The organism is Legionella sp., assembly GCF_049790535.1.
GTDB lineage: Bacteria > Pseudomonadota > Gammaproteobacteria > Legionellales > Legionellaceae > Legionella.
Map to the genome: position 1 here is coordinate 1 of NZ_JBAQZB010000162.1, position 22,930 is coordinate 22,930.

Here is a 22,930-nt window from a genome sequence, read left to right on the forward strand (position 1 = left end):
ATATACCCCAGAAGCACATCATGAAGTAAAAAAATTAGCTGATAAAATCAAACAGCTTTTGCCTGAAGGTAAAGTCATTGCGGTACATAATAATTCATCTTATTCACTGAAAGATTATTTACCAGGGAAGACTCTTGAACATGATGCGCAAGCAATTTGTATGTTGCCACAAAATTATTATCGAAATTTTTATGTGGTTACTAGAAGTAGTGATTTTCTTCGTTTAAAAAGTCAGGGCTATAACGGTGTTTTGCAAAAAAATACAGCTACAGATGATGGTTCTTTATCCATTTATTTGGCAAAAAATAAGTACATTAACGTAGAAGCAGGTTATGATCAGTTTATTGAACAAGTAAAAATGCTGCAGCATGCTTGAATATTTTTTTAAAAACTCCTGATCAAATGGCAATAAAGGGAAATCTTAAACGAAGTTTTTAACCCAAAATACTTAATCTATAAATTATTCCCACAAATTCACCTAATTGGACTTGGGATTCCAAGTTGTCGCGTGTTATTATTTACATCTCTAAAATTTACGGAGTTGTCAATGCCTTACGATAAAATTAAAGTGCCTTCACATGGTGAAGCTATTACTGTTGCTGCTGATCAATCTCTTCGTGTACCTAATAATCCAATTATTCCTTTTATTGAAGGCGATGGTATTGGTATTGATATAACACCTCCGATGATTAAAGTTGTTGATGCTGCAGTAAAAAAAGCCTATGGCAATCAGAAAAAGATTTCTTGGATGGAAGTATACGCCGGTGAAAAAGCGACTAAAGTCTACGGTGGCGATCAATGGTTACCTAAGGAAACTTTAGATGCAATAAAAAAATATGTTGTTTCTATTAAAGGCCCTTTAACTACGCCGGTTGGTGGGGGCATTCGGTCATTGAATGTAACAATTCGTCAGGAAATGGATTTATATACATGCATGCGACCTATTCGTTATTTCACAGGTGTCCCAAGCCCAGTTAAAGAACCATGGAAAACGGACATGGTTATTTTCAGAGAAAATTCTGAAGATATTTATGCGGGTATTGAGTGGCAGGCAGATACACCTGAAGCAAAAAAAGTAATCGAATTTTTAAGAAGCGAAATGGGTGTTAAAAAGATTCGTTTTCCAGATCATTGTGGTATTGGTATTAAGCCTGTTTCTAAAGAGGGAACAACTCGTTTGGTAAAAGCAGCAATTCAATACGCTATTGATAACGATCGCCAAACAGTAACTTTAGTTCATAAAGGTAATATTATGAAGTTTACTGAAGGGGCTTTCAAAGATTGGGGTTATCAAGTAGCACGAGATTTTTTTGGTGCTAAAGAGTATCAGGGTGGTCCTTGGATGGAGTTCAATAATCCAAAAACTGGCAAACAAATTATTATTAATGATGTAATTGCTGATGCATTCTTACAACAAATTTTATTAAGACCAGAAGATTACAGTGTTATTGCTACCTTAAATTTAAATGGGGACTATATTTCTGATGCTTTAGCTGCTCAGGTAGGGGGGATTGGTATTGCTCCGGGAGCTAACCTTGGTGCTGAGGTTGCTGTATTTGAAGCAACGCATGGAACAGCACCAAAATATGCAGGTAAAAATAAAGTAAATCCAGGTTCCATTATTCTTTCTGCGGAAATGATGTTGCGCCATATGGGTTGGTATGAAGCTGCCGACCTCATTATCAAAGGAATGGAAGGTGCAATTGAAGCAAAAACAGTGACTTATGATTTTGAACGCGGTATGAATGGAGCAACTTTGGTAAGTAGTTCCGGATTTGCTGATGAAATAATTAAACACATGTAATTACCACGGAGCCTAAGAAAGATCCCTTTTTCGCTGAAGAAGGGAAACCTCTAAGGCAAAGAAGATCGAGAGTTATTCCCTTTCCTTTCTCCAGAAATGGACGAGAGGGTTTTTAGCATTAACAGGACACCTATTAGTGATACAACTCAACTGCATAATACCTGAAGCTAATAAAACCAACTTATTTGACAACATTGATTTTCATGGGTGTGATCTAATCAATATGTTTTTGATTATTTCAAAGACCAATTTTTTCACTAAAATTAGCTGATTTTACTGGCCAAATGCGTGTAGGGAGTCTATAAAAATAGTAAGAGGTTGTATGTTATGAGCGGGCAAAATATCGAGGAAATTGTAAGAAGTAAAGTCTCTGAGCCAGAAATGCGCACAGAGAATAAACTGCCTAGAAAATATAGAGTAGTGTTGCTCAACGATGATTATACACCGATGGATTTTGTAGTGGATGTGCTAAAGCACTTTTTTTATCTTAATGAAGAAACTGCCATTCAGGTGATGTTACAGGTTCATATTCAAGGAAAAGGCGTGTGTGGTGTATTTACACGAGATATAGCAGAAACGAAAGTAGCCCTGGTGAATGAATATGCCAGAATAAATCAGCACCCATTGCTATCCAGCATGGAACCGGAATAATTTGTTGTGCGCTGAAGAGGAGCAACGACAATGTTAAATAAAGAACTTGAATTCACCTTGAATCTAGCTTTCAAGGAGGCAAAAGAAAAACGTCATGAATTTATGACTGTTGAGCATTTATTATTGTCGTTGCTTGATAATCCAGCGGCCGGTAACGTATTACAAGCGTGCGACGCTAACATTGAAGCCCTGCGGCGCGATTTAATTGAATTCATTGATGAAACTACGCCAAAAATTCCCGAAGAAGAATTAAATAGAGAAACTCAACCAACACTTGGTTTTCAACGAGTATTACAACGAGCAGTATTTCATGTGCAATCTGCAGGAAAAACCGAAGTGACCGGCGCCAATGTACTTGCTGCAATTTTTAGCGAACAAGAAAGTCAAGCTGTGTATTTCCTGCGTCGTGAAAATATCACACGTTTAGATATAATTAATTATATTTCTCATGGGGTTTCCAAATATCAAAATAATGACCTTCATGAAAATATGAATACATCTATTGACGAAGATATGGGGGCTTCAGAAGGTAATGAGTCTCCCTTAGAAAGCTATTGTACAAACCTTAATAAACGAGCAAAACAAGGAAAAATTGATCCTTTAATTGGTCGTCATGAAGAGGTTCTACGTACTATACAGGTATTATGTCGCCGTAGAAAAAATAATCCATTACTTGTGGGTGAGGCAGGAGTGGGTAAAACAGCCATAGCTGAAGGATTAGCGCGACTCATTGTTGATGGCGAAGTACCAGAAGCCATTCGTGACTGCGTCGTGTATTCGCTCGATTTAGGTGCTTTACTTGCCGGAACTAAATATCGCGGGGATTTTGAAAAACGTTTAAAAGCAGTTCTAAAACAATTAGGACATCAAGAGGGCGCGGTTTTATTTATTGACGAAATTCATACCATCATTGGTGCGGGAGCAGCTTCTGGTGGCGTTATGGATGCCTCTAATCTAATCAAACCTCTATTGGCAAACGGCGAGTTAAAATGTATTGGTTCAACAACTTATCAAGAGTATCGCGGTATTTTTGAGAAAGATAGAGCATTGGCTAGACGTTTTCAAAAAATTGATATTCTTGAGCCTTCAGTTGACGAAACCTTTGAAATCTTAAAAGGATTAAAAGGTCGATTGGAAGAGCATCATGGCGTTAAATTCACTATTCCTGCACTGAAGGCAGCAGCTGAATTGTCTGCTAAATACATTAATGACCGGTTTTTGCCTGATAAGGCAATTGATGTGGTTGATGAAGCTGGGGCTTATCAAAACTTATTAACTGCAAGTAAACGCAAAAAAATTATCAGCGTGAATGAAATTGAAAGTGTGGTTGCCAAAATTGCACGAATCCCTATTAAGAAAGTTTCTGCACGAGATAAAGATACTTTACGTAATTTAGAACGTGATTTGAAACTCCTGGTTTATGGGCAGGATCAAGCAATTACTGCTTTAGCTTCTGCGATTAAATTAGGGCGCTCAGGTCTTAGAGAACCACAAAAACCAGTAGGTTGTTTCTTATTTGCTGGTCCCACTGGTGTTGGAAAAACAGAGGTAACCAGACAGTTGGCTAATGTTTTAGGCATTGAGTTGCTCCGTTTTGATATGTCTGAGTACATGGAAAAACACACCGTTTCTCGTTTAATTGGTGCACCTCCAGGATATGTTGGTTATGACCAGGGGGGACTACTTACAGAGGCGATCACTAAAAATCCACATGCAGTGTTGCTGCTCGATGAGATAGAAAAAGCACATCCAGACGTTTTTAACTTATTATTACAGATTATGGATCATGGTACGTTAACAGATACGAATGGTCGTCAAGCAGATTTCAGACACATCATTTTAGTCATGACTTCGAATGCAGGGGCAACAGAACTCGTGCGGCACTCTATTGGTTTCTCAAATCAAGATAATAGTAATGATGGTCTGGAAGTTATTAAAAAACAATTCACTCCAGAATTTAGAAACAGATTAGATGCCATTATTAATTTTGCTTCATTGGATTCACTTACTATAGGTTTAGTAGTTGATAAATTCATTATGGAGCTGGACGAACAATTGAGCCATAAAGGCGTTAGTTTTAACGTAGATAAAATGGCTCGTGAATGGCTAATAGAACATGGTTATGACAAAGTAATGGGTGCACGACCGATGGCTAGATTAATTCAGGAAAATGTGAAAAAACCACTTGCTGATGAGCTTTTATTTGGTAAATTAATGCATGGTGGTCATGTCACTTTAAAAGTTAAAGATGGTAAATTACACTTTGATAGTCATGATCATAGAGAAGGTGTTGTTTAAATGGGTTTGACTGTAATAATAATTGCTAAAAATGAAGAACAAACTATTAAAAGATGTCTTGAATCAGTACAATTTGCTGATGAAATAATAGTGCTGGATTCAGGTAGTAGTGATAATACTGTTACTATAGCAAAAGAGTTCACAGAGCATGTTTTTTCGACTGACTGGCCAGGTTATGGGCCACAAAAACAAAGAGCCTTATCTAAGGCTACAAGCGATTGGGTATTAAATCTTGACGCAGATGAGACTATAAGTGAGAAGTTACAGCAGGAACTACTCGAGGCGATTACCTCAGATTCTGCAGATGCTTATCGAATCACAATACGTATGAACTTCTATAATCAATCGCTAAAATACTCCTGCAGTCCTAAACGACATGCACGCTTATTTAAACGTGAAAATGCCTATTTTAGTACGGATATTGTGCATGAAAAAATCATTCTTCCTAAAGACGCAAGAATTGGAAAGCTTAAAAATTCCATCATGCATCATTCATTTAAAGATGTAAGCCACATGTTGTATAAAATGAATAAATATTCATCGTACAGCGCCAAGACATACATTTTAAAGAGAAAAAGACCTAGTTTTTTAAAAATTTTGGCAAGCACCTCATGGATGTTTTTTAGATGCTACATCGTTCAATATGGTTTTTTAGACGGTAAATTAGGTTTTTTGTTCGCAGTATATAATGCGCAAGGTACTTTTTATCGAAATGTTAAACAACTGTATCAAGATATAAATATTGACCAACTACCTAATTTACCGAAAATTACAGAGGATTTAGTGTGAGACGTATTTTTTCAGAAATAACTTCGACCTTGTGGGCAAAAAATAGAGAAGATCTTCCTGCAGACGGCCCCTTATTTAATTCGCGAGAGCAAGAAAAGAATTCTTTAGAAGAAATAAGTATTATGATAGCTCCTTTTTTTATTGTCTTGTATGTATTTTCTGTTCCTCTTAGTTTTAGTCTAAAGTCTATTATGTCAGTACTTAGTATAGGTGCAATCATACTTACCCCTTATTATAGAAAGCAGCTGTTAGAAGCTTTTAATACACTATGGGGGCGTACTGCAGTTATTTTTTTTGTTTACCTAATTATTGCCTGTTTATGGTCTGATGCACCTTATTCGATGCGTTTACAGGTGATTGATAAATATTCCAAATTAATTTATTTACCTATTTTTGCTGTTGTGTTTATTAATCCTAAAACAAGACGAAGTGTTTTTAATAGTTATTTTGCGATCATGCTCCTTACCTGTCTTGTTTCCTTATTAAAACAAAAGGGATGGATAGTATTCGGTAATATGATGGATAGTGGTGAAGTGTTCCATAATCACATTGCTACTGGATTCATGATTGCTCTAGCGGTATATTTTGCAGCATTTTTATTTTTTGATGTTCAGATAAATAAGTGGTTACGTGCTTATTATTTACTCATGGTAGTTTTCGGTAGTTATCAAATTTTTTTTCTTAATACGGGTAGAACAGGCTATGTAATTTATGGTTTTTTAATGTCGTTACTGATTGTGCAAAAGTTATCATTCAAAAAAGCACTTATGGGATTCATGTTATTTTGTAGTTCTCTTAGTTTGATATATACATTAAGTCCATTAATGCAAAGTAGAACTGCTTTGTTAGTTAATGACATTAAATCTTTACATCAGCATAAAGATACTTCGTTGGGCTTTAGAGTACAGTTTCATGACTATGCACACTCTTTATTTAAACAGCATCCCATTATAGGTATAGGAACAGGTGGCTTTAAATATCGTTTTTCTCAAGATCATCCAATTCCAGAATGGAATAAAAGGCTTAATGATCCCCATAGTCAATATTGGTTAACCCTCGCAGAACAAGGAATAATTGGAATTATATTTTTACTTATTTTCTATGCTACTTTATTCATGACTGCTTTTAAGCTTAACAACGAAAACAAATCGCTTATTCTTGGTATTTTGCTGGCTTTTTGTATTGGTTCATTCTCGGATACTATATTGTGTTATTCAACAGCGGGTAGTCTGTTAATTATATTCTGTGCATTAGGTTTTGGTGAATTGCTTGAAAAGAATAAGGAACTTTGGTGAAGTTTCTCCTTGGAATAACAAATAGGTCAAGTCCCCCTAAAAAAATTCGTATGTAACCTTTTTGAAGAAAACCACTTTGAAAAATAATACATGCTTCCAAGGTGGTTTTCGTTTACCAAAATTTTGACATCCTATTCACCTAAAGCTTACACGAACAAAGTTCACCTAGATAAATTATTTTGATCCAAGGACGCATGACGGATTTTCTTTAGCTATTTGTTGTTTTCTTTCAGCAAAAATTGCTTCAACCGCTTTCACAGAAGAAGTTTCTAATTTAAAGAAACGAGTGGTAATACCTTGGCCAGATTTAAGAATTTTATAATCTTCGTCCTGTTTAATGCCTCTAAGTTTAAAATCAAGTTCATCCTGATTGGTTATATCCTGTAGATCTCTCCAAATTTTGAATAAAATACTAGTTTTTAATGCATCACCTCTTAAATCGGTATTAGTATTTGATACTTCAAACGCATGATGTTTCCTGTTATGACTATTATCCAAACTAAAATACTTGTAATGCAGTTTAGTAGCTGTCTCCTCATCAAGTGTTGGAATAGTTTTCAATATAGGTTTCTTTGGTTCCGTTTGAGGTACAGATTCTGTTGGAGATACAGGGTCTGTATGTAAAGGGTTCTGTTGAGCAGTTATCTGATGGTTCTGTATCTCCGTTGAAGATATAGAATCCGTTGGAGATTCAGAGTCCGTATGTAAAGAGTTCTGTTGAGTAGTTATCTGATGGTTCTGTTTAGATCTAGGGGGAGGGATAGGGATAGTAGATTTAGTGTGAGTTGTAAGCAGGTCATTATTAGAATGCGCTGCGAAGAAAATAACGTTTTCTGATGTTTTATATTGTAGTTTCAAACAGGCATTTTGAATATCTGGCGTATTTTTCAGAGTTTCAGAAACATGTTCAATTGCTAATGGATTCTGTTGAAGTGCTGCCATCACTATTTTTTTATTATCCTTAAATTTCTCGGGCACATATTTAAGTATGTTTCCATTTCTCTTTACTAAGCCAAGCAAAAATTCTTGATCATTTCTTAATTGATTAGAAATGTACATAAGTAACTTAGCATCTTGTATCACCGCATTAAATGCAATCTGTTGAGAGACGTATTGAAGTGAAAAAGGATTTTTGGCCATAGCTGCACTAACAATTGTAGAGTTATTTTTTAATGTATCGGAAGCAAATTCCAGCGAAAGACTATTTTGTTGTACGGCAGCATGCACCAACTTCTCATTATCTTTTAATTTAAGGGAGACAAATGCCAGTAAAAGGCCATTTAGTTGCACGGCAGTAAGTACAACCTCTTCAGAGGCGTATCGTAATAAACGAGGATTTTTTTGCACAGCACTAAGTCCAATATTTTTAGAGGCGTATTGAAGTGAGGATAGATTTTGTGCTATGGCTGTATTAACAATTTCATCGTTATTTTTAAATTCATTGGCGACGTATTGCAGCCAAAGCCCCTTTTTTTTTAAAACATCAAGTACGATCCTTTTAGAGGCGTATTGAAGTGAGGATGGATTTTGTGCTATGGCCGTATTAACAATTGTATCGTCATCTTTTAATGCATCCTGGGCAAATCGCAGTGAAAGACCATTTTGTTGCACTGCAGCAAGCACAACAATTTTATCAGCTTGTAATTTTTTGGATGCGAATTTAAGTGCATTACCATTTTGTGTGACGTCCTTAAGCGTCTCCTTTTTACTGGAGTGGAACATTTTAAACTCCTTAATAGATGTTTCTAATTTAGATGTTTCTAATTTAAAAAATATTTAACAAAACCTTGATTAGTAAGGAGTTTATTGTTCTCCCAACATTATATAAATCATCAAGGTGCTTCAAAAACAGGCAAAATTTTAGTTTTTAAGACATGTCCTGTCAATCATTTTTTCACCAACAAGTATTTCACGTGTTGCATCACATTAAAGGTAACCCGATTAAAATTTAACCAAGACTAAAAAAGCATTCGTTGCATCACAATTAAGGTAACCCGAAATTGTGGAGTACGATGATGGCAAAACCCTATGAAAAACGAATCGATTGGCAGCGAATATACCACAAGTATCGGCGCTCTAATATAAAGCAAAGAAGTCTATTGCTGGATGAGCTATGCGATTTGACTGGAATGAATCGCAAATATTTAATATGCAAGCTGAACAAAAAGAAAGTTAGACCCCCTAAACGTCGAGGAGCGAAACCGACATACGAAACAGAAATTTATTTGCCAATCATAAAACTCATCTGGTTAGCATCAGATCAAATTTGCGGTAAACGTTTGAAAGTGGTTTTGTGGCTTCACTTTTATGAAGAGGAATTTGGAGACCTAGACGAGATTACCTTTTGAAATCAAAGGGTTTGATTGCGACAACGGTTCAGAGTTTTTAAATTATCACTTGATTCAAAAGTTTGCAGACAGACCTAAGGAAAAAACGATCCAATTCACTCGCTCCAGACCTTATAAAAAAAATGATAACGCCCATGTCGAACAAAAAAACTGGACGCATGTAAGGCAATTATTTGGCTATCATCGATTTGACAAGGAGTATCTCGTAGCGATGATGAATGATCTGTATCGTAATGAATGGAGCTTATACCAAAATCATTTTATACCCACGATGAAATGCATTGAGAAAGTGAAAATAAACTCTAAATATCAAAGAAAATTTGATAAACCTAAAACACCGTATCAACGTGTACTTGATTGCCCTGATATCTCAAAAGAAAAAAAAGATGCATTAAAAAAAGTACATCAAACATTGAATCCTTTCGAACTTAAACGGATAATTGATAAAAAATTGAAACGTATCTTTAGTTATGTTCAATTGAATAAAACCCCAAGAAAAAAGATCTAGTGCTCTTGTCTATGGATATGTGGACAAATCCTTCGGACCAGTCATCACCCTAACGGGATATATGGACAAGCTATGGATAACGCTAAAAAACGCGTTACCCACAGCTTGACCACACTTGATAACTTTTTGCCCACATACCCACAGACACAACAACAAATTTTTTCTTTTATTTTTTAAAAACCCGGTTACCTTAATTATGATGCAACGAATCCACTGATTTTGGCTTTATTAGATTATTTCGGGTTACCTATTTCAGTGATGCAACAGGTCGTGTTTCAAATGTTTTATATTACAATTACTTAGAATGCCTCAAGCTTTTCCTTATGGGTTGAGGACAAATAGATACTAGCTGGATTCTGGTGATCTTAAAAATATTTGATAGCCTAAATTTTATCGTAAGAATTCAACACATCATATTAGTCAAGTTAGTCTCAATGAAGGCAAAATGTTATGGAAAAGAGAAGAGTTACTCCATCAAGATAGCAAGAGGTGCTGAGAAATTAAGCCATTTCTATATTGTTTAGCATCTTCATGGCAATTTTATCACTATTAACTTTGTAATTACCCAAAGCTATTTCTGTTTTGAGATGTAAAACCCTCGTTTCATCAATTTCAGAAACCTCTTTCAACGATTTTTTGATGGCTTCTAATTGATTGAAGATGTTATTATTAATACTATCATCAAATGAAGAGTTACTGTCAGTTAATAACCTGCTGATTTTAGGTTTTTTTGCATTCAAAAGATTGACTGACTCTACAGGTGTTACATCATCGCTGATTTGATCACACATAAATTTGTCCTTAATTCTCACTTTATAGGCATGTATTATTAAAATCTATATCGGCATTTGTGAAAAAATATTTAGTAAATTTTTTAATTTTTTTCAAATCTAAATTAAACACCTTTTATGGAGCTTAGAGCATAATGAATTGTCGAATTATTTTCGCTACAGTTTTTTTGTTACTTATCAATGTTCATCTTAATGCAACAAGCCATCACCCACAAAAATTTTTACAGTCCATCAATGGTTCTAAAAATGAAGGCGAACAAATTTACACTCATTTTTGTGTTAATTGTCATGCAACTAAACCGTTAATTTCTATTGGAGCGCCAAGAATAGGAGAGGAGGAAGACTGGAAATTACGTTTAAAACAAGGTATGGATATTCTTTTTCTACATACTGATGAAGGTTTAAACGCAATGCCTCCTAGAGGGGGATGCTTTGAATGTACTGATAAACAGCTAATTTTGGCTATCACATTTATGTTACCAAAAGAAGCGGAAAAAAATAAATAAAATAAACAAGATAGTCATAAATAGATCAAAAAGTAAAAAAAATGCATAAAAAAACCTAAATCTATTTCGAATTCTCCCGATACATAAAAAAAAGAGGGAGAAAAAAATGAAAAAATATTTACTTTTAATTCCTATTTGTGCTTTGGCTGCATCATGTTCTTCTATAGACGGAGGCGTGCCTATAGTCGATGATGCTGGTTACACTCATTACACCAAAAGTATGCAACGTGATCACAAAGGATCTAGTCATTTTCCTGAAAAGAGAGTAGCTACTGGAAATAAGGTGTTCATCTTTGATCCTAAAGCTACCGCTTGGGCTGCTTATGATAGAGAGGGTAATCGAGTAAAGACTGGTAGTGCCTCTGGTGGTCAGGATTTTTGTGGTGATGTTGGAAAACCATGCCATACAGTAACCGGAACCTTTAAAATTTATTCTAAAAAAGGCGAGAATTGTACTTCTAGCCTTTATCCCATTGAAACGCATGGCGGTGCAAGAATGCCTTATTGTATGCATTTCCATGGGGGTTACTCAATTCATGCAGCATATGAAGTACCCAACTATAACGCAAGTCATGGCTGCATTCGATTATTACCCAGCGCTGCAAAATGGTTAAATCAGGATTTTGCCGACGTGGGTACAACAGTAATTGTTAAACCATACTATTAAATTCAACTAATATTAATTACATGCAGTCTATTCATGCCCTGTGTTATGCAGGGCTTTTTTATGCACTAAAGTATTCTATTCCAGTTGATGCATAGTTATTTGGACTTGATAATAAGAGAAGCACAATTTACTATCCTGTTTTTTTATCCGGTAATTAGATTATGATTCTTTGCATTGATGTGGGTAATTCTCATATATATGGGGGTGTTTTTGATGGTGAGGAAATCAAACTCCGTTTCCGTCATGCTTCCCAAGTTAGTACTTCTGATGAATTAGGTATCTTTTTAAAGAGTGTTTTGCGCGAGAATAATTGTTCTCCAGAAGCAATTACTAAAATTGGTATTTGTTCTGTTGTTCCACAATTAGATTATTCATTGCGGGCTGCTTGCATTAAATATTTTTCTATAGATCCATTCTTATTACAAGCTGGTGTTAAAACAGGATTAAATATTAAGTACCGCAATCCTATTGAAGTAGGGGCAGATCGAATTGCAAATGCAATTGCAGCGACTCAATACTATCCTAATCAAAATATTATCGTTATTGATTTTGGTACAGCAACCACTTTTTGCGCAATTAACACAAAAAAAGTATATTTAGGTGGTGCAATTTTGCCGGGATTGAGATTATCTGTCGATGCATTGTCAAAAAATACCGCTAAATTACCGGCTGTAGAAATTATAAAAATTGAAAATACAATAGGCCGTTCTACTATTGAGAGCATTCAATCTGGTATTTATTATGGCATGTTAGGTGCCTGTCGTGAATTAATTCAGCGCATAAATCAAGAAGCGTTTTCTTCTAGCGCCAATCGAGCATTAGTTCTGGCAACTGGTGGTTTTGCTTCCTTATTTGAAAAACAGAATTTATATGATCACTTAGTTCTTGATTTAGTTCTTCAAGGAATACGTCTAGCCGCATTGATGAATAATTAGAGTCAGTCGAGGTTTCTACTTATATATGATCTACAGCGTATCACGTTACTCACAATAAAGTTTTATCTCTAGGATTTATTTATGCCCATAATTCATGTTAAAAGATTTTTTTTTAACCATTAGCATGTTAAGTTCAAAAAAATTACAAATAAAACAAGAAAAAATGGGCTTTTCGCTTGACGGGTATTGAAATGTGTTTCTATAGTGTATAAAAGTGGGTTAAAATAATAAAAAAGTGGAGAATTGTGGAGGGGCTTAATCCCTTTACAAAAAGACAATCATGTTCCGTGGAATAAACACGATCACCATAGATACTAAAGGACGCTTAGCCATTCCTACACGCTATCGTTCTGCGCTGGGTGCTGAAGAAAAAATTCCTTTGGTGGTGACAATTGATACTGAAGAAAAGTGTTTGCTACTTTATACCGCGGCGCAGTGGCAGATTATTGAAGATAATTTACAGAAGTTACCTAGTTTTAATGCCGCTGTACGTAGAATACAACGTTTATTAATTGGTCATGCTACCGATGTAGAAGTCGATGCAAACGGTCGTGTATTGTTACCGCCTGTTTTAAGAAATTATGCAAGGTTAGAAAAAGATGCGGTGATGATTGGTCAAGGAAATAAATTTGAGGTCTGGAGTAAAGAGCTGTGGGAGGCTCGACGAGAAGAATGGTTGGCTGAAGAGAGTGCAGGTGATTTAGGATTGCCTGATGAAATGAAAACGTTTTCCCTGTAATGGAAAAAAAATGGCAATGCATCAATCAGTACTTTTACATGAGTCTATCAATGGTTTGGCCATTAAAAATAGAGGTATTTATTTTGATGGGACTTTCGGACGAGGTGGCCACAGCCAAGAAATTTTAAATCACCTCGATGCTCAAGGTCGTCTTTATGCAATAGATAAGGATTTAGATGCAGTAGCTTACGCAAAAGAACACTTTGAGCATGATCAACGCTTTCATATTTTTCAGGGTTCTTTCGCCCAGATTGAACAATTTGCTGCTGAAGCAGACGTTCTTAACAAAGTAGATGGCATATTACTGGATTTAGGAGTTTCTTCGCCGCAATTAGATAATCCTCAACGAGGGTTTAGTTTCATGCAGCAGGGACCTTTGGATATGCGTATGGATTTATCACAATCCATGAGTGCAGCTGAATTTGTGAATACAGCCGAAGCTGATGAAATGGCTTCAATTTTTAAACTGTATGGCGAAGAGCGTTTTTCTGGGCGAATTGCTCGGGCAATCGTTACCGCTAGGAATAGTGTACCGATTAAGACAACACTACAATTAGCAGAAATTGTAAAGGATGCGAATCCTAAATGGGAGAAACACAAGCATCCAGCAACACGAGTTTTTCAGGCGATTCGCATTCATGTGAATCAAGAGTTAAATGATTTAAGTAGTTGTTTAGAACAATGTTTAAATATTTTAGCACCAGGAGGAAGATTAGCTGTAATTAGTTTTCATTCTCTTGAGGACCGCATTGTAAAACAGTTTATGCGTGATAAAGAGCAGGGGAAAAAATTACCACTAGAAGTGCCAGTTCGTTATGAAGAATTAAAATCAAATTTTAAGAGAATAGGTAAAGCAATAATGCCGCAGGAAAAAGAAGTAAAAAATAATGTCAGAGCTAGAAGCGCCGTACTCAGAATTGGGGAGAAATTAGCATGAACGCTGCAGCGAAAGTAATTAATCAAGGTACTTTATTTAATGGTCAACTGGCAGATATGCAAATGTCAAAATCATTATACATGTTAATTATATTAGTAGTTGCTGTGTTAGTAAGTGCTTTTGCCGTTGTATACAGTACGAATTTTTATCGTTCGACATTCAGTCAAGTAGAACAACAAGAACAACAAACTCATTATTTGCAATTACAATGGGGAAAATTGTTACTTGAGCAAGCAAGTCTGGCTACGCCCGCTCGCGTTGAAGAGTTGGCTCAAGAAAAACTAAGCATGGTGTTGCCAACGCCTAAAAGTACTTTTTGGTTACAGGGACAACAATAGTAATTTTGTTGCTAACCAGTAGGATCTGTTGACAATTGAGTAGATAGCCATGAAAAAATCACGTCATTTAATTAGACTGATCCTAGTATCTGCTTTTTTTTTATTGCTTTTGTGTATTTTAATTTGGCGCATGATTGATCTCACTGTATTGCATCGACAGTTTCTACAAGGACAGGGTAATGCGCGCAGTTTGCGTACAGTAGATATTCCAGCATATCGCGGTATGATTATGGATCGACACGGTGTTCCATTGGCGATTAGCACTCCGGTGGAATCAGTCTGGGTAGATCCCAAAGAGTTTTCTCCTGATAAAGAACAATTCATGGCTTTAGCAAACTATTTGCATTTAACTCCTAAGCAATTAAGTAGGAAAATGGTGAATGCAGAAAAGGAAAAGCGCGAGTTTGTGTATTTACAAAGGCAATTGCCTCCAGCCTTATCCAAGAAAATAGAAGCGCTAAAAATACCCGGGGTTAATTTTCAAAAGGAATTTAAACGTTATTACCCCGATTCTGATAGTATTTCTCAGTTATTAGGATTTACCAATGTGGATGATCAGGGTTTAGAGGGCATTGAACTTGCTTATCAAGATTGGCTTCGAGGAGTTGTTGGAAAGAAACGGGTTATCAAAGATCGCTTAGGAAGAATAATAGAAGAATTAAATGTGACCAAAGAACCACGTCCTGGTCGTGATTTGGTATTAAGTATTGATCGACGTCTACAATATTTGGCATACAGCGAATTGAGTAAAACGGTTGAAGAATTTGCAGCAAAATCAGGTTCGGTAGTGGTAGTTGATACTGAAAATGGTGAAATTTTAGCAATGGCTAATGTGCCTTCTTATAATCCTAATTCTCGTGGTCGTTATGATAAAGATACTTACAGAAATAGGGCAGTTACTGACACTTTTGAACCTGGTTCGGTTATTAAAACCTTTAGTATCGCCAGTGCATTGGAAACAGGTTTATTTACGCCAACAACAGTTATTGATACCAATCCTAGCTGGGTGGTTGTCAATGGCCATACGGTACGTGATGTACATAACTACGGGGTTTTGGACGTGACAGGGATATTACAGCATTCAAGTAACGTAGGTGTGACTAAAATGGTTTTAGCTAGTCCACCAGAGCAATTAATCTCATTATTACAACACAGCGGCTTTGGTCAACGTACAGAAAGTGCTTATCCAGGGGAGAGTGAAGGCAGTATAGTTAAAGTGAACGATGCAAATCCTTTCGTTTTAGCCACGCTGGGTTTTGGTTATGGTTTATCAGTAACCGCTTTACAATTAGCTAAAGCAAATATGATTTTTGCAAATCAAGGTAAATTAATTCCTGTGACTTTGCTTCATAATAATCCCCCAGCTACTAGCATTCAGGTAATAAAGCCTCAAACGGCACAACACGTTTTATCGATGATGGAGGCGGTGCTGGGTAAAGAGGGTACGGGGAAGTCAGCACGAGTTCCTGGATATCGTGTGGCAGGTAAAACAGGAACCGCGCGTGTGGCAGGAAAAGAAGGTTATAAAGACCGTAGATATACCGCAAGCTTTATTGGTATTGCGCCTGTCTCAAAACCTAAATTTGTAGTTGTGGTAATCATTCATGAGCCCTCTCGAAAAGGTTATTATGCTGCTGCGGTTGCTGCTCCTCTATTTTCTAAAGTGATGACTGGTGCATTGAGATTATTTAATATTCCCACCGATGAAATTATAAGTTAACCTGGAAATAGATAATGAAATTAACACAACTATTAAAACAATGGATGAATCTGGAGGCCATGGATTGTACGATTAAGGGGATCCAAAATGATAGTCGTCTTATTCAATCTGGAGACTTATTTGTTGCTTATCCAGGCGTTATAGCGGATGGTCGCTTATTTATAGAGAAGGCAGTTGCTGCTGGGGCAGTGGCAGTGATTTATGAACCGGTTGATTTGCCAGAAAATTGTCTATTACCTACATCTATTCCATGCATTGCGATTCCTGATTTGGTAACCAAATTAGCTTATATTGCTAAAGAATTTTATGGTAATCCAGGAGACTCATTAATCGTTACCGGAGTTACAGGAACAAATGGTAAAACAACCATCGCTTATCAATTAGCACAAGCGCATCATTTACTTGGTCAAGAAGCTGCTTATATAGGTACTATTGGTCAGGGTAATGTGAAAGAACTAAAATTTCTGGATAATACTACCCCAGATTCACTGTACTTACAGAAATTATTACATCAATACAAAAAACAAGATGTTAAGCAAATATGTATGGAAGTGTCCTCCCATGCATTGGCACAGCACCGTGTGGATGCTATAGCATTTGAACAGGCGATTTTTACTAACTTAACTTTAGATCATTTGGATTATCATCACAGCATGGAGAATTATGCTGCTGCTAAGGCAACTTTATTCGGTGGTGAATCACTGCAATGGGCGATTATCAATAAGGATGATGAATACCAACATATTATGGCAGCTGCGGTAAAACCACAGGTGAACAAATTGACTTATGGTATGGATAAGGGATGTGACGTATATGCTGTGGACTGGGATATGGACATTAGCGGTACTAAAATTGAAGTTCATTCTCCCTGGGGCCGATATCATTTACAAATTAAAGCGTTGGGCGCGTTTAATATTTATAATAGTTTGGCTGTATTCAGTAGTTTATTGGCTAGTGGATATGCACCCGAACGCGTAGTTGCCGTAATGTCGCAATTAAAAGCAGCACCAGGTCGTTTAGAAATTGTGACAAGTGCTCCTTATGTACTTGTTGATTATGCCCATACTCCTGATGCATTAAAAAATGCATTGATTACTTTAGGACAACTAAAAAAAGGTCGTTTATGGGTGATATTTGGTTGTGGGGGAAATCGAGATAAAAGCAAGCGTCCAGTGATGGGAAAAATTGCCAGTCTTCACGCCGATCACATTATTATTACCAGCGATAATCCACGAACTGAAGATCCACAAACTATTGTGAATGAGATTGTGCAAGGTGTTTCCTCTTCAGCGCAGGTGATTCAGTTAGTTAATCGCGAAGAAGCAATTGCTTATGCGCTTAAAGAAGCGGATGAGGATGATATTATTTTAATCGCAGGAAAGGGACATGAGTCCTATCAGCAGATTGGTACTGTTAAACACGCATTTTCGGATCAAGAGGTAGTGAGAAGATTGCAGGTTAAATCATAAAATCCGTTTTTGCGTAACCGATGCGAGCTAAATCTCAGCGATCTTGTTTCTTAATTTAATAAGACAATCAATAGCATTAAATGCTGATGGATAAGCAGAGACACAAGGGTTTGAACTTCGAATCCTCTCACCTAATTCTTCAATTGTCATTCCGCTAATAACTCCATTACCTACGATAATATCGTTTAGCGTAAATTGGGTAAAACAGTATCGAATGTGAGTCATAATATGATTATAGTGATTTAGATCTGCTTGAAGAACTAAACCCAGTGCAAGATAACCGTCAAAAATTTTTTTTTGATGATAAGCATTAATTACAAATGGAATTTCATACGTTCCAGCTTGTAACAATTCAACTTGATAATCATAGCCTGCATTTTTTACAAGGCTTGAGCAAAGATCAAGCTGCTCAGCAGCTAACTCTTTATGTATGTTTGAACAAATTAGTAAGATATTAGGCATGGTATTTTTATAATAATTAAGTAAAAATTAGTGCACATAAAACATAATATGTTACATAATTACAAATTTCCACATAATACTGCTTTGCACTTAGCTTGTATTTGCATTTAATTTGGCTGGATAAACCTTATATGTTTCTTTAAAAGGTAGCATTGGAGTAGCACAAAAAATTATTGTTTGATTTTTAAACTTAAGTTCTATTGCTATCTATATGATTTAATGATGACGTTGCGAAGACCTATTGATTACAAACCACATTATATCCTCCTGCTACTGAAGTATAAACTTGAACAATACTATCAAGTAATTGCGCTTTTTCCTGCACTAAAATCAACGCATAAGTATCGACGCTTATTTGTGCATTAACTACATCACGATAATCCTTCGACCCAGCTTTATATTGATCTGAGATAATAGCATAGGTCTTTTTTGCTGCATCATATCCTTTTTGCGTTTGTAAATAGGCCTCTCGTGTCTTAGATGCATTAGTGAGATTATTATCGACATCAGCAAATGCAGCGCGGAGTGTTTGCAAGTAATTATAATAAGTTGCGAGATATTGGGCTTTCATCACTTTAATATTTTGATAAGAACTGGCATTAAGGATTTTTGTTGAACCAATAGCTTGTGCAATCCATAAGGCAGTGTTTAGTTTCAAAAGATGGGTTAAATCCACCGAAGCACGGCCTATCAATCCAGTTAATGAAAATGTTGGAAAAAAAGCTGAATAGGCTAACCCTAATTGAGCATTAGATGTTTGGAGGTTAGAGAGTCCAACCATAATGTCAGGTCGATTTTTTAAAACGGTTGATGGTAAATATTGAGGAATAATATGATCGGTTTTTATGGCAAGCAATTGATTCTGGGTATGAATTGGGGCTGGATTTTGATTTAATAAAACATGAATAGCATTTTCATTTTGGGCAATCACTTCTTCAATTTGTGGAATTTTGGTTTCTTCTTGGGCTAATTGTTGATCAAGGTTGGTTAATCTCTCGATGTCATTTGCACCACTTTTATAACGCACCTCTTCCAGCTGACGTAATTCTTTTAAATCGTTGATAAGCTTTTTTTCTATTTCCAATTGTGCTCTCTGGCTTAAAATCATGAAATAAGCACCTGTTGTCTGACTAATAATTGCTAATTTAGTTGCTTGCGTTTGTGCTTGTTGAATCGATAATGATGCCCTTGCCGATTTAACATTATAAATATTATTCATAATGTTAACTGAGTATCCTGGGATAAAACCAGCGGAATAGCCACGAAATTTAAAGTTAGATAGATCTGAAAAAATCGGCGTACCCATTAAAGCCCCTTGTGGACTAACACGGGTATTCCAAGTCGCGCCACTAAATCCTTGAGCGTTGCCATCTAGTGTTGGAATCCAAGCATATTGTGCCGATTTTAATTGAGCCTGTGCCTGTTGAATACTCGCATTTGCACTTTTGATTTGGTTATTAGCAGCGAGGGCTTGCATGATAAGCTGATTCAAGGCGGGATCATTAAGTTTTCTCCACCAAGCAATTCGACTTAAGTCTGTTTTTTTATCGACATATTTTACACCGCTACGGGTTTTCATTGGATAGTGTAAGACTTTTTCAGTAATAACAGGGTTTTTAATGCAAGCAGTAATTAGGACAATAGCTAGACTTAATATTAAAATTTTTGCTTTCATGGCCTTCCTCCAAGAATCAATATTTCCCCCTGTACGAATACAACAGTGCTCTGTTTAAACTTGTTTTGTCTCTTTTACACATCTTTTTTTCAATGAAAGTTAGTCTAGAGTGGTTCTAAATACTTTCCCAGTAATGAAAATCAAAATCAATGCAAATAAAATAATGGGTAAAATATTTGGAATAATTTGATAAAAGACATTCCCTTTGAGTAAAATCCCACGAGTTATCCGCATAAAATAGGTCATTGGTAAACATTGACCTACCAGCTGAGCCCATTTTGGCATACCAAAAAAAGAAAATATGTATCCAGATAAGAACATTGAAGGTAATTGATAAAATACACTAAGCTGCATAGCTTGCATGGGAGTATTAGCCAAAGTAGAAAAAATCATTCCAACCATTAAATTTGCAATAATAAATGGTGCAGCAGATAAATAAAGCAATAAAAGACTTCCTTGAATTGGAATATGAATCATTAACTTGCCAAAAATTAATACGCTGGTTAACTGCAAATAACCTAAAAGAATATAGGGCACCACCTTGCCCAGAATAATTTCAGTTGGTTTTAATGGTGTGCTTAATAACATTTCCATTGTACCTGAATCTTTTTCAGTAGTAATGGCTGTGGAAGTCAGCATGACCATAGTCATAGTTAGTAATACCCCAATTAAACCAGGTACGATGTTAAACGCGCTAATATTGGATTCATTATAAAGCCTATGTATCGTAAGATTAATGCTTCGTGAAGTAGTGTGAGGTGATGCATTCTCTAAACCTTGTTTATTAAATAATGTCATTGCTTGATCCAGTATTGGTTGCACGTTACCAAGTGCGCTGGCATTGCTGCCGGGATCAGAACCATCCATTTCTACCAATAGCTGTGGATTCTCCGAGCGGATGTATTTTCGTGAAAAATTAGGAGGGATTGTAATGGCAAAGCTAATTGCGCCACTGGCGAAGTCTTGCTCTTTTTTCTTTTCATTTCCTGAGGTATCAACAATTTTATAATAACCAGAGGCTTCGAGTGAGCTGATAAAATTTCTAGTTAACGGGGAATGATCGTAACTTACGATGGTGGTTGGTAATTGCTTAGGATCAAATTGAATGGCGAAGCCAAAAACGATCAGCAACATTATCGGAAGAATGACCAACATAGCGATAGTGCCACGATCGTGACTTATTAGAATAAATTCTTTACGAATCAAACCCACTATACGTTTTTTGGATAATTGCCCAAAATTAAAATTTTTATAATTCATTGCATCAATCCAATAAATACCTCTTCAAAAGAAGGAGTGACAGCCTTAAATGATAAGTCACTCTTCTCATGGATAAATTGATTTAATTTTTTTTCATTACTTGATGAAATACGCAAAACATTATTAACAATGGAGGCTAAAAGATCAGGATAATGATGATTAATTTGGTTTATTATTAAATCTTGTTCTTTGCGATCTCCCTCCATCACATAGGTTTTAACTTGGGATTGAGGGATTAGATCTTTTGTTTTGCCAGTATACAATAACGTTCCCAAGTTAATATATGCAAGATCGGTACATTTTTCTGCTTCATCCATATAATGGGTAGTTACAAGAATTGTAGTACCATTTTGTATTGAAATTTTATGCAAATAATCCCAAAATTCTTTACGTGCTTTTGGATCAACCCCTGCGGTAGGCTCGTCCAAAAACAATAATTGAGGTTTGTGAACTAAGCAGCATGATAAAGCTAAACGTTGTTGCCAACCCCCAGATAAATTACCTGCTGGTACGTTACGATAGGGAGTCAAATCAAGATCTTCAATAATTTCTTCTATAACTCGTTTTGCGTTTTTGATTTGATAAATATCGGTAATGAATTGGAGGTTTTGATAGACAGATAATCCTTTATAAAAGCTAAATTTTTGTGGCATATAGCCAACATTTCTTTTAATTTCATCACGTTGCAATAAAATATTATAACCCAAACAAAATCCTTTTCCGGCAGTTGGTGTTAAAAGACCACAAATCATGCGAATGGTTGTTGTCTTGCCACTACCATTGGCGCCAAGAAATCCAAAGATTGCTCCACGTTTAACTGCTAATGAAATATGATTTACAGCAATTCGTTCATCAAATTTTTTGGTCAAACCTTCAACATCGATTGCTAAATCACTCATGAAACTAATTCCAAAGTTACAGGTTGGCCAAGATGCAATTTTTCTAAATCAGGTGAATCAATTTTTGCTTCGATACGAAATACCAATCGTTGTCGTTCCTCACGAGAATAGATTATTGGCGGAGTAAATTCAGCAATATTGGAAATATAAAAAATATGTCCCATAGCGTATAAAGAATCTTGATCAACCTTAACTTTAATCTTTTCATTAAGCCGGATACGACTTAACTCTTGCTGAGGAACGAAAAATATGGCTTTAACATTGTCTTTGGTGATTAACGACAGTACTGGGTAACCTGTTTGTACAAATTCACCTTTAGTATAATAAGTATCAAATATAATCCCAGTTGATGGTGCATAGTTTTCCTTACGTTCTATCCTCCATTTCTTTTCTTTTGTATCAAATTGATTGCTCTCAATTTTAAAATCAAGTGAAGCCACTTGTTGCTTTGCTGAATCTAAATCCCTTAATGCAGCATCAAGATCACCTTGACTGGCTGCATTATGTTGGCGCATTGTTAAATTACGATGATAATTTATTTTATTGTAATTCAATTGGATTATTGCCTGTTGGCGTTGTGCAAGCAAATCTTTTTGGTTTAACTTACTTTTTGCTACATCATATTGTTCACTGGTTTGTTCGAGTTTGAAAAGAAATTGATTAGCGTTGACAAGCTGTCCTTTGAATACTGCTAAATCAACAAGTCGTCCACTAAAATCAGCAGATAAGTAGACCAGATCGGTGTCAATATAACCATTAAAGGACTTATTCTCATGTTTGCATGAAATCAAAAATACAGTGACTAAGCAAATAAAAATCAATTGTCGCATTTTTGACTA

General features: G+C 35.9%; 22 protein-coding genes and 1 pseudogene. 16 read left to right on the top strand and 7 right to left on the bottom strand.

Translation table 11 applies throughout. The features are described 5' to 3' along the window. The 6 genes and pseudogenes from WA877_RS11155 to WA877_RS11180 form a co-directional block, all read left to right on the top strand. Window positions 1-376, top strand: a pseudogene (locus WA877_RS11155) (protein tyrosine phosphatase); the annotation flags it as partial. 171 nt (window positions 377-547) lie between these two features. Then, on the top strand, window positions 548-1,804 hold the full coding sequence (icd, locus tag WA877_RS11160) for an NADP-dependent isocitrate dehydrogenase (RefSeq protein WP_425170991.1): 1,257 nt from the start codon (window positions 548-550) through the stop codon (window positions 1,802-1,804). Window positions 1,805-2,185: 381 nt separating this feature from the next. Then, on the top strand, window positions 2,186-2,455 hold the full coding sequence (gene clpS / locus WA877_RS11165; RefSeq protein ID WP_425171064.1) for an ATP-dependent Clp protease adapter ClpS: 270 nt from the start codon (window positions 2,186-2,188) through the stop codon (window positions 2,453-2,455). Between the two features lie 30 nt (window positions 2,456-2,485). Next, window positions 2,486-4,753: an ATP-dependent Clp protease ATP-binding subunit ClpA gene (gene clpA / locus WA877_RS11170; protein ID WP_425170992.1), complete on the top strand. Its 2,268-nt coding sequence runs from the start codon at window positions 2,486-2,488 to the stop codon at window positions 4,751-4,753. Then, window positions 4,754-5,542: a glycosyltransferase family 2 protein gene (locus WA877_RS11175; RefSeq protein ID WP_425170993.1), complete on the top strand. Its 789-nt coding sequence runs from the start codon at window positions 4,754-4,756 to the stop codon at window positions 5,540-5,542. Beyond that, window positions 5,539-6,837 (top strand): O-antigen ligase family protein, encoded by a 1,299-nt coding sequence (locus WA877_RS11180; RefSeq protein ID WP_425170994.1) that lies wholly within the window; start codon window positions 5,539-5,541, stop codon window positions 6,835-6,837. Before WA877_RS11175 ends, WA877_RS11180 begins: the two co-directional genes overlap by 4 nt. Window positions 6,838-7,011: 174 nt before the next feature. Here WA877_RS11180 and WA877_RS11185 read toward each other — a convergent pair whose 3' ends face one another. Beyond that, a complete protein-coding gene (locus WA877_RS11185; RefSeq protein WP_425170995.1) occupies window positions 7,012-8,559 on the bottom strand; it encodes a DUF4116 domain-containing protein in 1,548 nt (515 codons plus the stop codon). A gap of 290 nt (window positions 8,560-8,849) precedes the next feature. On the opposite strand from WA877_RS11185, the gene WA877_RS11190 reads away from it, so the two are divergent. Together WA877_RS11190 and WA877_RS11195 are read left to right on the top strand one after the other, a co-directional pair. Then, window positions 8,850-9,185, top strand: coding sequence for a hypothetical protein (locus tag WA877_RS11190; RefSeq protein WP_425170996.1), 336 nt, complete (start codon window positions 8,850-8,852; stop codon window positions 9,183-9,185). A gap of 211 nt (window positions 9,186-9,396) precedes the next feature. After that, a complete protein-coding gene (locus tag WA877_RS11195; RefSeq protein ID WP_425170997.1) occupies window positions 9,397-9,693 on the top strand; it encodes a hypothetical protein in 297 nt (98 codons plus the stop codon). 500 nt (window positions 9,694-10,193) lie between these two features. Here the strand turns inward: WA877_RS11195 and flgM are convergent, their stop codons facing one another. Beyond that, window positions 10,194-10,484 carry a flagellar biosynthesis anti-sigma factor FlgM gene (gene flgM, locus WA877_RS11200; RefSeq protein ID WP_425170998.1) on the bottom strand — a complete coding sequence of 97 codons (291 nt, stop codon included), beginning with the start codon at window positions 10,482-10,484 and terminating at the stop codon, window positions 10,194-10,196. A 134-nt stretch (window positions 10,485-10,618) separates the two neighbouring features. Between flgM and WA877_RS11205 the strand changes: the two genes are divergently transcribed. The 8 genes from WA877_RS11205 (at window position 10,619) to WA877_RS11240 (ending at window position 17,795) form a co-directional block, all read left to right on the top strand. Beyond that, window positions 10,619-10,990 carry a c-type cytochrome gene (locus tag WA877_RS11205; protein ID WP_425170999.1) on the top strand — a complete coding sequence of 124 codons (372 nt, stop codon included), beginning with the start codon at window positions 10,619-10,621 and terminating at the stop codon, window positions 10,988-10,990. Window positions 10,991-11,096: 106 nt separating this feature from the next. Then, on the top strand, window positions 11,097-11,657 hold the full coding sequence (locus WA877_RS11210; RefSeq protein ID WP_425171000.1) for a L,D-transpeptidase: 561 nt from the start codon (window positions 11,097-11,099) through the stop codon (window positions 11,655-11,657). 161 nt (window positions 11,658-11,818) lie between these two features. After that, on the top strand, window positions 11,819-12,592 hold the full coding sequence (locus WA877_RS11215; protein ID WP_425171001.1) for a type III pantothenate kinase: 774 nt from the start codon (window positions 11,819-11,821) through the stop codon (window positions 12,590-12,592). A gap of 280 nt (window positions 12,593-12,872) precedes the next feature. Beyond that, window positions 12,873-13,331 carry a division/cell wall cluster transcriptional repressor MraZ gene (gene mraZ / locus WA877_RS11220; protein WP_425171002.1) on the top strand — a complete coding sequence of 153 codons (459 nt, stop codon included), beginning with the start codon at window positions 12,873-12,875 and terminating at the stop codon, window positions 13,329-13,331. A gap of 10 nt (window positions 13,332-13,341) precedes the next feature. Then, window positions 13,342-14,268 (top strand): 16S rRNA (cytosine(1402)-N(4))-methyltransferase RsmH, encoded by a 927-nt coding sequence (gene rsmH / locus WA877_RS11225; protein ID WP_425171003.1) that lies wholly within the window; start codon window positions 13,342-13,344, stop codon window positions 14,266-14,268. Further along, window positions 14,265-14,606, top strand: a complete 342-nt coding sequence (ftsL, locus tag WA877_RS11230) for a cell division protein FtsL (protein ID WP_425171004.1) — start codon at window positions 14,265-14,267, stop codon at window positions 14,604-14,606. The genes rsmH and ftsL overlap by 4 nt, the downstream gene beginning before the upstream one ends. A gap of 49 nt (window positions 14,607-14,655) precedes the next feature. Then, window positions 14,656-16,326 (top strand): peptidoglycan D,D-transpeptidase FtsI family protein, encoded by a 1,671-nt coding sequence (locus WA877_RS11235; protein ID WP_425171005.1) that lies wholly within the window; start codon window positions 14,656-14,658, stop codon window positions 16,324-16,326. Window positions 16,327-16,340: 14 nt separating this feature from the next. Then, window positions 16,341-17,795, top strand: coding sequence for a UDP-N-acetylmuramoyl-L-alanyl-D-glutamate--2,6-diaminopimelate ligase (locus WA877_RS11240; RefSeq protein WP_425171006.1), 1,455 nt, complete (start codon window positions 16,341-16,343; stop codon window positions 17,793-17,795). A 27-nt stretch (window positions 17,796-17,822) separates the two neighbouring features. On the opposite strand, the gene WA877_RS11245 is transcribed toward WA877_RS11240, so the two are convergent. The 5 genes from WA877_RS11245 to WA877_RS11265 all read right to left on the bottom strand — a co-directional run bounded on the left by WA877_RS11245 (window position 17,823) and on the right by WA877_RS11265 (window position 22,921). Then, complete coding sequence (locus WA877_RS11245; protein ID WP_425171007.1) at window positions 17,823-18,257, bottom strand: 6,7-dimethyl-8-ribityllumazine synthase; 435 nt, start codon at window positions 18,255-18,257, stop codon at window positions 17,823-17,825. Window positions 18,258-18,495: 238 nt separating this feature from the next. Beyond that, a complete protein-coding gene (locus WA877_RS11250) occupies window positions 18,496-19,932 on the bottom strand; it encodes a TolC family protein (RefSeq protein ID WP_425171008.1) in 1,437 nt (478 codons plus the stop codon). A gap of 99 nt (window positions 19,933-20,031) precedes the next feature. Beyond that, window positions 20,032-21,192, bottom strand: coding sequence for an ABC transporter permease (locus WA877_RS11255; protein WP_425171009.1), 1,161 nt, complete (start codon window positions 21,190-21,192; stop codon window positions 20,032-20,034). Next, a complete protein-coding gene (locus tag WA877_RS11260) occupies window positions 21,189-22,091 on the bottom strand; it encodes an ABC transporter ATP-binding protein (RefSeq protein WP_425171010.1) in 903 nt (300 codons plus the stop codon). Before WA877_RS11260 ends, WA877_RS11255 begins: the two co-directional genes overlap by 4 nt. Continuing rightward, window positions 22,088-22,921, bottom strand: coding sequence for an HlyD family secretion protein (locus tag WA877_RS11265; protein ID WP_425171011.1), 834 nt, complete (start codon window positions 22,919-22,921; stop codon window positions 22,088-22,090). The genes WA877_RS11260 and WA877_RS11265 overlap by 4 nt, the downstream gene beginning before the upstream one ends. Between the last annotated feature and the right edge of the window lie 9 nt (window positions 22,922-22,930).

Bases quoted from the DNA above. Each gene is read 5' to 3' on its own strand.
- icd (WP_425170991.1), top strand. From the start codon at position 548: ATGCCTTACGATAAAATTAAAGTGCCTTCACATGGTGAAGCTATTACT.
- clpS (WP_425171064.1), top strand. From the start codon at position 2,186: ATGCGCACAGAGAATAAACTGCCTAGAAAATATAGAGTAGTGTTGCTC.
- clpA (WP_425170992.1), top strand. From the start codon at position 2,486: ATGTTAAATAAAGAACTTGAATTCACCTTGAATCTAGCTTTCAAGGAG.
- WA877_RS11175 (WP_425170993.1), top strand. From the start codon at position 4,754: ATGGGTTTGACTGTAATAATAATTGCTAAAAATGAAGAACAAACTATT.
- WA877_RS11185 (WP_425170995.1), bottom strand. From the start codon at position 8,559: ATGTTCCACTCCAGTAAAAAGGAGACGCTTAAGGACGTCACACAAAAT.
- WA877_RS11190 (WP_425170996.1), top strand. From the start codon at position 8,850: ATGATGGCAAAACCCTATGAAAAACGAATCGATTGGCAGCGAATATAC.
- WA877_RS11195 (WP_425170997.1), top strand. From the start codon at position 9,397: ATGATGAATGATCTGTATCGTAATGAATGGAGCTTATACCAAAATCAT.
- flgM (WP_425170998.1), bottom strand. From the start codon at position 10,484: ATGTGTGATCAAATCAGCGATGATGTAACACCTGTAGAGTCAGTCAAT.
- WA877_RS11205 (WP_425170999.1), top strand. From the start codon at position 10,619: ATGAATTGTCGAATTATTTTCGCTACAGTTTTTTTGTTACTTATCAAT.
- WA877_RS11210 (WP_425171000.1), top strand. From the start codon at position 11,097: ATGAAAAAATATTTACTTTTAATTCCTATTTGTGCTTTGGCTGCATCA.
- WA877_RS11215 (WP_425171001.1), top strand. From the start codon at position 11,819: ATGATTCTTTGCATTGATGTGGGTAATTCTCATATATATGGGGGTGTT.
- mraZ (WP_425171002.1), top strand. From the start codon at position 12,873: ATGTTCCGTGGAATAAACACGATCACCATAGATACTAAAGGACGCTTA.
- rsmH (WP_425171003.1), top strand. From the start codon at position 13,342: ATGGCAATGCATCAATCAGTACTTTTACATGAGTCTATCAATGGTTTG.
- ftsL (WP_425171004.1), top strand. From the start codon at position 14,265: ATGAACGCTGCAGCGAAAGTAATTAATCAAGGTACTTTATTTAATGGT.
- WA877_RS11235 (WP_425171005.1), top strand. From the start codon at position 14,656: ATGAAAAAATCACGTCATTTAATTAGACTGATCCTAGTATCTGCTTTT.
- WA877_RS11240 (WP_425171006.1), top strand. From the start codon at position 16,341: ATGAAATTAACACAACTATTAAAACAATGGATGAATCTGGAGGCCATG.
- WA877_RS11245 (WP_425171007.1), bottom strand. From the start codon at position 18,257: ATGCCTAATATCTTACTAATTTGTTCAAACATACATAAAGAGTTAGCT.
- WA877_RS11250 (WP_425171008.1), bottom strand. From the start codon at position 19,932: ATGAAAGCAAAAATTTTAATATTAAGTCTAGCTATTGTCCTAATTACT.
- WA877_RS11255 (WP_425171009.1), bottom strand. From the start codon at position 21,192: ATGAATTATAAAAATTTTAATTTTGGGCAATTATCCAAAAAACGTATA.
- WA877_RS11260 (WP_425171010.1), bottom strand. From the start codon at position 22,091: ATGAGTGATTTAGCAATCGATGTTGAAGGTTTGACCAAAAAATTTGAT.
- WA877_RS11265 (WP_425171011.1), bottom strand. From the start codon at position 22,921: ATGCGACAATTGATTTTTATTTGCTTAGTCACTGTATTTTTGATTTCA.